At 68.8% G+C, this 12,792-nt stretch carries 11 protein-coding genes, 1 tRNA gene and 1 pseudogene; 10 read left to right on the forward strand and 3 right to left on the reverse strand.

Annotated features, from left to right (window positions below):
- The 7 genes from CCN44_RS45430 to CCN44_RS05185 form a co-directional block, all read left to right on the forward strand.
- The coding region (locus tag CCN44_RS45430; RefSeq protein ID WP_107502046.1) for a hypothetical protein at window positions 1-273 on the forward strand (273 nt) is incomplete at its 5' end.
- Window positions 270-893 carry a hypothetical protein gene (locus CCN44_RS05160; RefSeq protein ID WP_059248755.1) on the forward strand — a complete coding sequence of 208 codons (624 nt, stop codon included), beginning with the start codon at window positions 270-272 and terminating at the stop codon, window positions 891-893. The genes CCN44_RS45430 and CCN44_RS05160, both read left to right, overlap by 4 nt.
- 290 nt (window positions 894-1,183) lie before the next feature.
- A complete protein-coding gene (locus CCN44_RS05165; RefSeq protein ID WP_059248756.1) occupies window positions 1,184-2,419 on the forward strand; it encodes a branched-chain amino acid ABC transporter substrate-binding protein in 1,236 nt (411 codons plus the stop codon).
- 111 nt (window positions 2,420-2,530) lie between these two features.
- Complete coding sequence (locus tag CCN44_RS05170; RefSeq protein WP_059248757.1) at window positions 2,531-3,460, forward strand: branched-chain amino acid ABC transporter permease; 930 nt, start codon at window positions 2,531-2,533, stop codon at window positions 3,458-3,460.
- 5 nt (window positions 3,461-3,465) lie between these two features.
- Entirely contained in the window at window positions 3,466-5,292 is a 1,827-nt protein-coding gene (locus tag CCN44_RS05175) for a branched-chain amino acid ABC transporter permease (protein WP_059248758.1), read from the forward strand.
- Window positions 5,293-5,297: 5 nt separating this feature from the next.
- A complete protein-coding gene (locus CCN44_RS05180) occupies window positions 5,298-6,242 on the forward strand; it encodes an ABC transporter ATP-binding protein (protein WP_059248759.1) in 945 nt (314 codons plus the stop codon).
- The gene (locus CCN44_RS05185) at window positions 6,239-6,955 is read left to right on the forward strand and encodes an ABC transporter ATP-binding protein (protein WP_059248760.1); all 717 of its coding nucleotides are present in this window, start codon (window positions 6,239-6,241) and stop codon (window positions 6,953-6,955) included. Before CCN44_RS05180 ends, CCN44_RS05185 begins: the two co-directional genes overlap by 4 nt.
- A gap of 68 nt (window positions 6,956-7,023) precedes the next feature.
- Here the strand turns inward: CCN44_RS05185 and CCN44_RS05190 are convergent, their stop codons facing one another.
- Complete coding sequence (locus CCN44_RS05190; RefSeq protein ID WP_059248761.1) at window positions 7,024-7,683, reverse strand: ANTAR domain-containing response regulator; 660 nt, start codon at window positions 7,681-7,683, stop codon at window positions 7,024-7,026.
- A 99-nt stretch (window positions 7,684-7,782) separates the two neighbouring features.
- Between CCN44_RS05190 and CCN44_RS05195 the strand changes: the two genes are divergently transcribed.
- Both CCN44_RS05195 and CCN44_RS05200 read left to right on the forward strand, forming a co-directional pair.
- Window positions 7,783-7,869: transfer RNA gene (locus CCN44_RS05195), tRNA-Leu, on the forward strand.
- A gap of 82 nt (window positions 7,870-7,951) precedes the next feature.
- A pseudogene (locus tag CCN44_RS05200) lies at window positions 7,952-8,544 on the forward strand (helix-turn-helix domain-containing protein).
- A 13-nt stretch (window positions 8,545-8,557) separates the two neighbouring features.
- Here the strand turns inward: CCN44_RS05200 and pyk are convergent.
- Window positions 8,558-9,994, reverse strand: a complete 1,437-nt coding sequence (gene pyk, locus CCN44_RS05205; RefSeq protein WP_086696972.1) for a pyruvate kinase — start codon at window positions 9,992-9,994, stop codon at window positions 8,558-8,560.
- Between the two features lie 217 nt (window positions 9,995-10,211).
- On the opposite strand from pyk, the gene CCN44_RS05210 reads away from it, so the two are divergent.
- On the forward strand, window positions 10,212-12,017 hold the full coding sequence (locus CCN44_RS05210; RefSeq protein ID WP_086696973.1) for a bifunctional metallophosphatase/5'-nucleotidase: 1,806 nt from the start codon (window positions 10,212-10,214) through the stop codon (window positions 12,015-12,017).
- Between the two features lie 42 nt (window positions 12,018-12,059).
- On the opposite strand, the gene CCN44_RS05215 is transcribed toward CCN44_RS05210, so the two are convergent.
- On the reverse strand, window positions 12,060-12,792 hold a 733-nt coding region (locus tag CCN44_RS05215; RefSeq protein ID WP_158103071.1), incomplete at its 5' end, for a SidA/IucD/PvdA family monooxygenase.

Raw genomic sequence — 12,792 nt, forward strand, 5'->3', positions numbered from 1 at the left:
CCCGCGCAGCCGGCCTCCGACGCCGACCTGTGCGCCCGGCTCGTCTCCTCCTGGTCGCGTGCAGTTCTCGACGGCGACACCTACGGCGACTACCAGTCGATGGGCCTGTCCCACGGGCAGTACGAGATCCTCAGGGACGTCGTGGCCGCCGCGCGGGCCGTGAGAGAGCGCCAAGGAGCAAGAGCGGCAGGCCAGTTGATCGACCGTCGGGCACGCCACGCGTGTACCGAGCGCTACCGGCACGGGACCCCGAGCGGAGGTCCCTGGGCATGAGCGGCATCGGTCCGCCGGAGCCCGGGGAGGGCACGCGCGCGTGGGACGGTCCGCGGCAGAAGGGCCATGCCGGCCGGACACGCGCGGCCCTGGCCGGCCGCTGCGCCCGCCACCGGCGGACCGCCTTGTCCCTCGCCGCCGCGGCCGTCCTGCTGGGCGGCGGCGCGCTCTACGCCACCCGCCCGCACCCGCCGGCCCCCACGCGGCGCCCGCACCCGCAGGTGCCGTACCCGGTCCATGCGGTGGACGTGACCTACCTCGGCGCCCGGCCCGCCCCGGCGGGCGCCCCACCGCGCAGTTTCAGCCTCACCGTCCTGCTGAGCGTGGCCTCGGGGCCGCCGGTCACCGTGACCCGCGTGACCCAGCCGTACGCGGCGTTGTCCCTGGTCACGGAACCGCCCGCTCCGTTCCGGACCCCGGCCGATTCGGCCCGCAAGATCACAATAACGATGCACGTGACGGAATGCGAAAAAGCCCCCAGGAACGCCGAACTCCCTTTCCTGGACGTAACTCTGCGTAATACGCGCGCAATACAGACGCAGAGCTTCATCCTCGGCCCGCGCTACGCACAGGACCTCTCCCAGGCGCTGGAAGTAGCCTGCAGCAACAGATCTCGGTAATCACCAAAACAGCTGAGACGCCTGGATGGATCATGCCGAGTCCTGCGAGTTCTCAGAATGTGGACGGAGCGAATCCACCTGAATTCCACCTTCCACCCCACCGAGTACCGCTCTGCATTACGTCGTGTCATAACAAGAGAGTCACAGCCTCGGTCAGACACTCCTCCACGTTCCCCACACACGCTTAGAGTCACGGCCAGTCACCGCGCCTTCGGATTGTCCAATTCAGCGCGGCGCGCGACTCGACCGCTTCCACGGGGAGGCGGTTGTGCCTGGGGAAAGGACTGATCGTGCGTCAACGTTCGCTTATCGCCATCACCGCCGCGCTGGCGGCGGGAGCGCTCACCCTCACCGCCTGCGGCTCGCGCGACAGCGGCGACAAGGGCTCGGACTCCGGCAACGGCGACGGCACCACCGTCGTCATCGGCGTCGACGCCCCGCTGACCGGCGACCTGTCCGCCATGGGCCTCGGTATCAAGAACTCCGCGGACCTCGCCGTGCGCAACGCCAACAAGAAGGAGTTCGTCAAGGGCGTCACCTTCAAGATCGAGGCCCTCGACGACCAGGCGCAGCCGTCCGCCGGCCAGCAGAACGCCTCGAAATTCGTCTCGGAGCAGGAAGTTCTCGGTGTCGTCGGCCCCCTGAACTCCTCCGTCGCCGAGTCGATGCAGAAGGTCTTCGACGACAACAAGCTGGTCGAGGTCTCCCCGGCCAACACCGGACCGGCCCTCACCCAGGGCGCGGACTGGCAGAAGAAGAAGGTCCGCCCGTACAAGTCGTACTTCCGCACCTCGACCACGGACGCCATCCAGGGCCCGTTCGCCGCGCAGTACGTCTACAACACGGCCAAGAAGAAGAAGGTCTTCGTCATCGACGACAAGAAGACCTACGGCTCGGGCCTCGCCGCGACCTTCACCGAGGAGTTCAAGAAGCTCGGCGGCAAGGTGGTCGGCACCGAGCACATCAACCCCGACGCCAAGGACTTCTCCGCGGTCGCCACCAAGGTCAAGAACTCGGGTGCCGAGGTCGTCTACTACGGCGGCGAGTACCCGCAGGCCGGCCCGCTGAGCAAGCAGATCAAGGCCGCCGGCGCCAAGATCCCGCTGGTGGGCGGCGACGGCATCAAGGACGACACGTTCATGAAGCTGGCGGGCGCCGAGGCCACCGGCGACCTGGCCACGTCCGTCGGCGCCCCGGTCGAGGACCTGCCCTCCGCCAAGCAGTTCGTCGCCGACTACAAGGCCGCCGGCTACAAGGAGGAGTACTCCGCCTACGGCGGTTACGCCTACGACTCCGCCTGGGCGATCATCGAGGCCGTGAAGAAGGTCGTCGACGCCAACGGCGGCAAGCTGCCGACCGACGCCCGCGCCAAGGTCACCGAGGCCATGCAGAGCGTGTCCTTCGACGGCGTGACCGGCAAGGTCTCCTTCGACGAGTACGGCGACGCCACCAACAAGCAGCTGACCGTGTACGCCGTGAAGAACGGTGCCTGGGTTCCCGTCAAGTCCGGTACCTACACCGGCTGATCCACGCCTGACCCACTCAAGAGCCGCGCGGGGCGCTGTTCCACTGGCGCCCCGCGCGGACTCGCATCCGGCCACATCCCTCGCACTTTCCGAACGCTCGGAGGACATGCGGTGAACGAACTGCCGCAGCAGCTGGTCAACGGCCTGCTACTAGGATCCATGTACGGGCTGGTCGCCATCGGCTACACAATGGTCTACGGCATTGTCCAGCTCATCAACTTCGCCCACGGCGAGATATTCATGACGGGAGCCTTCGGCGCTCTCACGGTCTGGCTCTGGCTTCCCGGCGGCACCAGCATGTGGATCGCGCTGCCGCTGATGATCATGGGCGCCGTCGTCGTCGCGGTCGCCATCGCCGTCGGGGCGGAACGGTTCGCCTACCGGCCCCTGCGCACCGCCCCACGCCTCGCACCCCTGATCACCGCCATCGGTCTCTCCCTGGCGCTCCAGCAGGCGGTGTGGGCCTGGTACCCCGAGGCGAAGTCCGCGCGGACCTTCCCGCAGATCGCCGGCGGTCCGTTCGAGATCGGCAACGTCACCATCCAGACCGGTGACATCTTCCTCGTCGCCGCGGCCCCGATCAGCATGGCGGTCCTCGCCTACTTCGTCATGAAGACCCGCACCGGCCGCGGCATGCAGGCCACCGCGCAGGACCCGGACACCGCCAAGCTGATGGGCGTCAACACCGACCGCATCATCGTGATCGCGTTCGCGCTCGGCGCCGCGTTCGCCGCCGTCGGAGCCGTCGCCTACGGCCTCAAGTACGGCGAGATCAACTTCCGCATGGGCTTCATCCTCGGTCTCAAGGCGTTCACCGCGGCCGTCCTCGGCGGCATCGGCAACATCTACGGAGCCATGATCGGCGGCGTGGTGCTCGGCGTCGCCGAGACCCTGGCCACCGCCTACATCGCCGACATCCCGGGCATGGACAAGTTCGGCAGCCAGTCCTGGGCCGACGTCTGGGCCTTCGTACTCCTCATCCTCGTACTGCTGTTCAGGCCGCAGGGCCTGCTCGGCGAGCGCGTCGCGGACAGGGCGTGAGACCGATGACCACACAGACCACCGCACCCCAGACCCCCGGCGCCCGCAAGACCGACGCCCCGTCCGGCCTGCTGCCCCTGCCCGAGAAGGCCGCCCGCGCCCTCGCCCTCGGCGGCAGCGTGCTCACGGCCGCCTCCACCTTCCTCGCCTGGACCTGGACCGCGGACTTCCCCGGCGACCTCACCTTCTACGGCTACCCGGGCGGCCTGCAGGTCCTCGTCCTCGTCGGCGCGCTCCTCGCCACCGTCTTCGCGCTGGCCTCCTACGGCGTCCGCGGCCTCGGCTGGCTGGTGCCCGCCGGGGGCGACGCGGCCCTGAAGTTCGCCACCCTCGCCACCTTCGCCACCAGCTGGTACACCGTCCTCGCGATCAGTGTCGACCTCGGCGGACTCGTCAACCTGGAGCCCGGCGGCTTCCTCGTCGCCGTCGCCAGCCTCGCCGCCTTCGCCGGCGCCCTGGCCCTGCCCTTCCAGCGGCCCGAGCCCGACCCGATCGACCCCGACGACACCGGCTGGGAGAAGTTCAAGCACGGTGCCGGCCACCAGTGGGAGACCCTCAAGGCGGTCTTCACCGCCGGCTCGCCCCGGCCCGTGCCCGCCCTGTCGTCCTACGCGGAGATCCTGCTCATCGTCGCGATGCTCGCGCTCGGTTTGGTCGTCTTCACCTACGGCATCGGCACCGAGTACGACGAGCTGTTCATCGGCTTCCTGATCACCGCGGGCTTCGGCTTCGCCGCCCTCAACAAGGCCGGACTGATCGCCCACGCCTCGCAGATCGCCTCCCGGCACCAGAACATCACCATCTGCGGCGCCTTCGTCGCGGCGGCCCTGTTCCCCTTCACCCAGACCAACGACCAGTACGCGACCATCGGCGTCTACATCCTCATCTTCGCCACCGTCGCCCTCGGCCTGAACATCGTCGTCGGCCTCGCCGGTCTCCTCGACCTCGGCTACGTCGCCTTCCTCGGCGTCGGCGCCTACGCGGCGGCCCTGGTCTCCGGCTCCCCCAGCTCGCCGTTCGACGTGCACTTCCCCTTCTGGGCCGCCGTCCTCGTCGGCGCCGCCGCCTCACTGGTCTTCGGCGTGCTGATCGGCGCCCCGACACTCCGGCTGCGCGGCGACTACCTCGCCATCGTCACCCTCGGCTTCGGCGAGATCTTCCGCATCACGGCGAACAACCTCGACGGCACCTCCGGACCCGACCTCACCAACGGCTCCAACGGCGTCTCCTCGATCCCGAACCTCGACGTCCTGGGCTTCGACTTCGGCGCCCAGCACGACCTCGGCGGCTTCACCATCGGCCGCTTCGCCAACTACTTCTTCCTGATGCTGATCATCACCGCCGTCGTGGTGCTGGTCTTCCGCCGCAGCGGAAACTCCCGCATCGGGCGCGCCTGGGTCGCCATCCGCGAGGACGAGACCGCCGCGCTCGCCATGGGCATCAACGGCTTCCGGGTCAAGCTGATCGCCTTCGCCGTCGGCGCCTCGCTCGCCGGCCTCGCGGGCACCGTCCAGGCCCACGTCACCTACACGGTGACACCCGAGCAGTACCTGTTCGCCGGCCCCATCCCGCCCAACTCGGCCTTCCTGCTCGCCGCGGTCGTCCTCGGCGGCATGGGCACCATCAGCGGTCCGCTGATCGGCGCGGCCCTGCTCTTCCTGATCCCGAACAAGCTCCAGTTCCTCGGCAACTACCAGCTCTTCGCCTTCGGTCTCGCGCTCATCCTGCTGATGCGCTTCCGCCCCGAGGGCCTCATCCCGAACCGGCGCCGCCAGCTCGAATTCCACGAAGAGGCCGAAGCGCCCACCCTCCTGACGAAGGCGGGGGCCTGACCACCATGACCACCGACACCACCACGAAGGGCGCCACCCCCGGCGCCGCCGCACCCGGCGAGACCGTCCTCGACGCCCGCGGCGTGACCATGCGCTTCGGCGGCCTGACCGCCGTACGCGGCGTCGACCTCACCGTGGGCGCCGGCGAGATCGTCGGCCTCATCGGCCCCAACGGCGCCGGCAAGACCACCTTCTTCAACTGCCTGACCGGCCTGTACGTCCCCACCGAGGGCGAGGTCCGTTACAAGGGCGCCGTCCTGCCGCCCAAGTCCTTCAAGGTCACCGCGGCCGGCATCGCGCGCACCTTCCAGAACATCCGGCTCTTCGCCAACATGACCGTCCTGGAGAACGTGCTCGTCGGCCGGCACACCCGCACCAAGGAGGGCTTCTGGTCGGCCGTCCTGCGCGGCCCCGGCTTCCACAAGGCCGAGAACGCCTCCAAGGAACGGGCCATGGAACTGCTGGCCTTCGTGGGCCTGGACCACAAGGCCGACCACCTCGCCCGCAACCTGCCCTACGGAGAGCAGCGCAAACTGGAGATCGCGCGCGCCCTCGCCAGCGAACCGGGGCTGCTGCTGCTCGACGAGCCGACGGCCGGCATGAACCCGCAGGAGACCCGGGCCACCGAGGAACTCGTCTTCGCCATCCGGGACATGGGCATCGCCGTCCTCGTCATCGAGCACGACATGCGCTTCATCTTCAACCTGTGCGACCGCGTGGCCGTGCTCGTGCAGGGCGAGAAGCTGATCGAGGGCGACAGCGCAACCGTCCAGGGCGACGAACGCGTGGTCGCCGCCTACCTCGGCGAGCCCTTCGAGAACGCGCCCGGCGCCGAGGAGGTGGCCGAGGTGGAGGCCGCCGAGGCGCACGCCGAGGCCACGGCCGAGGCCGCCGGCGCGCGCGCCGAAACCACGAACGACGCCGCGCCCGGCAAGGAGAACGACCGATGACCGCACTGCTGGAAGTCGAGGACCTGAGGGTCGCCTACGGCAAGATCGAGGCCGTCAAGGGCATCTCCTTCAAGGTCGAGGCCGGTCAGGTGGTCACCCTCATCGGCACCAACGGCGCCGGCAAGACCACCACCCTGCGCACGCTGTCCGGGCTGCTGAAGCCGGTCGGCGGACAGATCAGGTTCAACGGCAGATCGCTGAAGAAGATCCCGGCCCACCAGGTGGTCTCGCTGGGCCTCGCCCACTCCCCCGAGGGGCGGCACATCTTCCCGCGCATGAGCATCGAGGACAATCTGCGCCTCGGCGCGTTCCTGCGCAACGACAAGCCGGGCATCGAGAAGGACATCCAGCGCGCCTACGACCTCTTCCCCATCCTCGGGGAGCGGCGCAAGCAGGCCGCGGGCACCCTCTCGGGCGGTGAGCAGCAGATGCTGGCGATGGGCAGGGCGCTGATGTCCCAGCCGAAGCTGCTGATGCTGGACGAGCCGTCGATGGGCCTGTCGCCGATCATGATGCAGAAGATCATGGCGACGATCGCCGAGCTGAAGGCGCAGGGCACCACCATCCTGCTCGTCGAGCAGAACGCCCAGGCGGCGCTCTCCCTCGCCGATCAGGGTCATGTCATGGAGGTCGGCAACATCGTCCTGTCCGGCTCGGGGCGGGACCTGCTGCACGACGAGTCGGTCCGCAAGGCCTACCTGGGCGAGGACTGACCCGTTCCGGTACGGACGAGGCCCGCGCCCCCTTCTCCGGGGCGCGGGCCTCGTCGTACGAGAAGTGCTCAGCCCTTCTTGGCCGCCTTCTTCTCCTCGTTGTCCGCGATGACCGCCTCCGCGACCTGCTGCATCGACATGCGGCGGTCCATGGAGGTCTTCTGGATCCAGCGGAAGGCGGCCGGCTCGGTCAGGCCGTACTCGGTCTGGAGGATCGACTTCGCGCGGTCGACCAGCTTGCGGGTCTCCAGCCGCTGGGTGAGGTCGGCGACCTCCTTCTCCAGCTCCTTCAGCTCGGTGAACCGCGAGACGGCCATCTCGATCGCCGGAACGACGTCGCTCTTGCTGAACGGCTTGACCAGGTACGCCATGGCACCCGCGTCCCGGGCGCGCTCGACGAGGTCGCGCTGCGAGAAGGCGGTGAGCATCAGGACCGGCGCGATGGACTCCTCGGCGATCTTCTCGGCCGCGGAGATGCCGTCCAGCTTGGGCATCTTCACGTCCAGGATGACCAGGTCCGGCTTGTGCTCACGAGCCAGCTCGACGGCCTGCTCACCGTCCCCGGCCTCGCCGACGACGGTGTACCCCTCCTCCTCCAGCATCTCTTTCAGGTCGAGCCGGATCAGGGCCTCGTCCTCGGCGATGACGACACGGGTCGTCAGCGGAGGCACGTGCGACTTGTCGTCGTCGGGCACGTCTACGGGCTGGGGCGACTCGGGGGCAGTCACTGAGGCTCCTTGGTACGGGGCAGGGGCTCTGCTCCCAGCAGGGTACCTAGCTGCGGGGACGCGCGGTGAACCGGTACACTTCCCAGGGCTTCCCAGCTTGCCCGGTTGGAGGAACTGGTCAGACTCGCGGCACTCAAAATGCCGTGCCCTTTGGGCATGTGGGTTCGAATCCCACACCGGGCACCACAGCCTTAAGTGGAGGATCACGCTCGCGTGATCCTCCACTTTTTGCCGTATACGGCCGCCTTCGGTGACTCAGGATGGCCGCATGAACTTCCATGGCACAGAGGTACGACAAAAGGCGCTCAGTCTGCTGCGCGGCGATGCGAAGAATGCCGATGGCCCGCAAGCTGAACGTACCCGTGGGGACGGTCGGCTATCGGAAGCATATGGACCGGGCGAAGCGGGGTGAACGCCCAGGCCGCCACGAACCCTCCTGCCCGCAGTGCCACGGACGGAAGCTGGACGAGATTGTGTACAGCACTGAGTCATGGCCGGGTCTCATGGACGCCTGTGAGACAGCGATGCTCGCAGTCTTCCCGGCACGGGTTCTGCCGGGTCCGCAGAACCGGTTGCAGCAATGTGAAGGTCTACTCGAAGCACGTGCACTGCCTCTTCCCCCAGCACGCCCCCGGTAAGAAGCACGAGCGCCCGATCGTTCTGGAAGCCTGGCAGCGAGCCATCGTCGACGCCCACCCCTGGGATTTCATCCGGGGCCTCATCCACTCCGACGGCTGCCGCATGACCAACTGGACGACCCGTGTGGTCGCCGGTGAGCGCAAGCGGTACGAGTACAACATCTCCGTCGCCAAGAAGGCCTCCGTCGCCCTCATGGACACCCACGTCGGCCCCAAGCACTGAGCGGGGCCGTCCGTCACTTCGGGCTGTCGTCCTCGCCGATGTGGTGGACGCGGACCATGTTGGTCGAGCCGGAGACGCCGGGCGGGGAGCCGGCCGTGATCACCACGACGTCGCCCTTCCGGCAGCGGCCGTACTTCAGGAGCAGCTCGTCCACCTGGTCGACCATGGCGTCCGTGGAGTCCACGTGCGGGCCGAGGAAGGTCTCCGCGCCCCAGGTGAGGCTGAGCTGGGAGCGGGTGGCCGGCTCGGGGGTGAAGGCCAGGAGGGGGATCGGGGAGCGGTAGCGGGAGAGGCGGCGGGCGGTGTCTCCCGACTGGGTGAACGCCACCAGGAACCTCGCGCCCAGGAAGTCGCCCATCTCGGCGGCGGCCCGGGCGACCGCGCCGCCCTGGGTGCGCGGCTTGGTCCGCTCGGTCAGCGGCGGCAGGCCCCCCGCGAGCATGTCCTCCTCGGCCGCAGCGACGATCTTCGCCATGGTGCGCACGGTCTCGACGGGGTACTTGCCGACGCTGGTCTCGCCGGAGAGCATGACCGCGTCCGTGCCGTCGAGGACCGCGTTGGCGACGTCGGAGGCCTCGGCGCGGGTCGGCCGGGAGTTGTCGATCATCGAGTCGAGCATCTGGGTGGCGACGATCACGGGTTTGGCGTTGCGCCGGGCGAGTGTGATGGCGCGTTTCTGGACGATCGGCACCTGCTCCAGCGGCATCTCGACGCCCAGGTCGCCGCGCGCGACCATCAGTCCGTCGAAGGCGGCCACGATGCCGTCGAGGTTCTGCACCGCCTGCGGCTTCTCGACCTTGGCGATCACCGGGAGGCGGCGGCCTTCCTGGGCCATGATCCGGTGCACGTCCGCGGCGTCGTCGCCGCTGCGGACGAAGGAGAGGGCGATCACGTCGAAGCCGGTGCGCAGCGCCCAGCGCAGGTCGTCCTCGTCCTTCTTGGAGAGGGCGGGGACGGATACGGCCGCGCCGGGGAGGTTCAGGCCCTTGTGGTCGGAGACGACTCCGCCTTCGACCACGCGGGTGTGTACGCGGGGGCCGTCGACGTCGGTGACCTCCAGGCAGACCTTGCCGTCGTCGACGAGGACGCGGTCGCCGGGGGTGACGTCGGCGGCGAGGCCTGCGTAGGTGGTGCCGCACCGGTGGCGGTCGCCCTCGACGCCGTCCTCGACGGTGATGGTGAAGGTGTCGCCGCGTTCAAGGAGTACCGGTCCTTCGGTGAAGCGGCCGAGCCGGATCTTCGGACCCTGAAGGTCGGCGAGGATTCCGACGCTGCGGCCGGTTTCGTCGGCCGCCTTTCGTACGCGCTGATACCGCTCCTCGTGCTCGGCGTGCGTGCCGTGGCTGAGGTTGAACCGGGCGACGTCCATTCCGGCTTCGACCAGTGCCTTGATCTGGTCGTACGAGTCGGTGGCGGGCCCCAATGTACAGACGATCTTTGCTCGGCGCATGAGTCGAGCCTATGGCTTACCCGCGGGTAGAGAATCGGCGTCGTATGACTACTCAACAGACTTTCGGCAAAGGGTTATTGACAACTGTTGAATTGTGCGGGGGTCCGCTCCTCTGAGCGATGGTCACCAGATCGCAACCTGCCGGACCTGTTGCCGAACGTCATGCTCAGGTCAGAATCTACGCGCGTTGTTCGAACACCGCCAAGGAGACCGAGAGATGCCGTTCAACCGCCGGAAGTTCCTGAAGAAGTCCGCCGCCACCGGAGCGGGCGTGGCGATCGCCGGTGCGGCGGCGGCTCCGGCGGCCGAGGCGGCTGAGGGCCGGAAGCCCGGGCACCCGGTCAAGCGGCACTCCCTGACCGTCATGGGCACCACCGACCTGCACGGGCACGTCTTCAACTGGGACTACTTCAAGGACGCGGAGTACGCCGACAAGGCGGGCAACGCGATGGGCCTGGCCCGTATCTCCACCCTGGTCGAGCAGGTGCGCAAGGAGAAGGGCCGGCGCAACACCCTGCTGCTGGACGCCGGTGACACCATCCAGGGCACCCCACTCACCTACTACTACGCCAAGGTCGACCCGATCACCGCCGAGGGCGGCCCGGTGCACCCGATGGCGCAGGCGATGAACGCGATCGGCTACGACGCGGCGGCCCTCGGCAACCACGAGTTCAACTACGGCATCGAGACCCTGCGCAGGTTCGAGGACCAGCTCGACTTCCCGCTGCTCGGCGCCAACGCCGTGGACGCGAAGACGCTGCGGCCCGCCTTCCCGCCGTACTTCATGAAGAAGTTCCACGTGCCGGGCGCCAAGCCGGTCAAGGTGGCCGTGCTCGGTCTGACCAACCCGGGCATCGCGATCTGGGACAAGGCCTATGTCCAGGGCAAGCTGGCGTTCCCGGGGCTGGTGGAGCAGGCCGCCCTGTGGGTGCCGAAGCTGCGGTCGATGGGTGCCGACGTGGTCGTCGTCTCCGCGCACTCGGGCACCTCGGGCACGTCGTCGTACGGCGACCAGGTGCCGTACGTGGAGAACGCGGCGGCCGAGGTGGCCAAGAAGGTGCCGGGCATCGACGCGATCCTGGTGGGGCACGCGCACGTGGAGATCCCGGAGCTGAAGGTCGTCAACGAGGAGACGGGCAGGACCGTCGTGCTGTCCGAGCCGCTGTGCTACGCCGAGCGGCTCACCCTCTTCGACATCGAGCTGGTGTTCCGCAAGGGGCGCTGGGAGGTCGAGAAGGTCTCCGCCTCGCTGCGCAACTCGAACTCCGTCGCCGACGACCCGAAGATCACCAAGCTGCTCGGCGACGAGCACCGGAAGGTGGTCGCGTACGTCAACCAGGTCGTGGGCCGGGCCACCGAGACCCTGACGACCGTCGAGGCCCGCTTCCGGGACGCTCCCATCATCGATCTGATCACCAAGGTCCAGGAGGACGTGGTGAAGGCGGCGCTCGCGGGCACCGAGTACGCCTCGCTGCCGGTGCTCGCCCAGGCCTCGCCGTTCTCCCGGACCTCGGAGATCCCGGCCGGCGACGTCACCATCCGGGATCTGTCGAGCCTGTACGTCTACGACAACACGCTGGTCGCCAAGCTGCTGACGGGCGCCCAGGTCCGCGCCTACCTGGAGTACTCGGCGGAGTACTACGTCCAGACGGCCGCCGGCGCCACGGTGGACCCGGACAAGCTGACCAATGCCGGCGGTCGCCCGGACTACAACTACGACTACGTCTCGGGCCTGTCGTACGACATCGACATCGCGCAGCCGGCCGGGTCGCGGATCAAGAACCTGACGTTCCGGGGGGCCGCCCTGGACGACGCCCAGCAGTTCGTCCTCGCGGTGAACAACTACCGGGCCAACGGCGGCGGCGCCTTCCCGCACGTCGCCGCCGCCAAGGAGCTGTGGTCGGAGTCGACGGAGATCCGCACCCGGATCGCGGAGTGGGTGACCGCGAAGGGTGTCCTGGACCCGAAGGACTTCGCGTCGGTGGACTGGAAGCTGGTGCGCGACGGCAAGCCGGTGTTCTAGAGCCTCGCCGCTGCCGTCGGCGGGCCTGGTCCGGTTCGCCGCTCACCTTTCCTCGACGAGCGGTGTGAGCCGTTCCGGCCGCCAGGCCTGTGGCACCCGGGCGGCCGGCTGCTCCAGTCCGAAGGAGGTGAAGGCCGTGCGCGGCGGCAGCGGGTACGGCTCCTTGCCGGTGAGCGAGTTGAGGATGGTGGCGCTGCGCCAGGCGGCCAGGCCGAGGTCGGGGGCGCCGACGCCGTGCGTGTGCAGTTCGGCGTTCTGGACGTGGACCGAGCCGGTGACCGAGGGGTCGAGGACGAGCCGGAACTCCTGGTCGATGCGCGGACGTTCGCTGCTGTCGCGGCGCATGTAGGGGTCGAGGCCGGCGAGGATGCGGTCGAGGGGGCGGCCCCGGTAGCCGGTGGCGAGGACGACGGCGTCGGTGGTGAGCCGGGAGCGGCTGCCCTGCTGGAGGTGTTCCAGATGCAGTTCGACCTGGGTGGTGGCGATCCGGCCCGCGGTGCGGACGCGGACGCCGGGGGTGAGGACGGCGTCGGGCCAGCCGCCGTGCAGGCTGCGCCGGTACAGCTCGTCGTGGATGGCGGCGAGGGTGCCGGCGTCGATGCCCTTGTACAGCTGCCACTGGGCGGCGACCAGCCGGTCGCGGACGGGCTCGGCGAGGGCGTGGAAGTAGCGCGTGTAGTCGGGCGTGAAGTGCTCCAGGCCCAGTTTGGAGTACTCCATCGGCGCGAAGGCCTCGGTGCGGCCGATCCAGTGCAGCTTCTCCCGGCCGGCCGGG

Origin of the sequence: Streptomyces tricolor, from assembly GCF_002155905.1 — a bacterium.
GTDB lineage: Bacteria > Actinomycetota > Actinomycetes > Streptomycetales > Streptomycetaceae > Streptomyces > Streptomyces tricolor.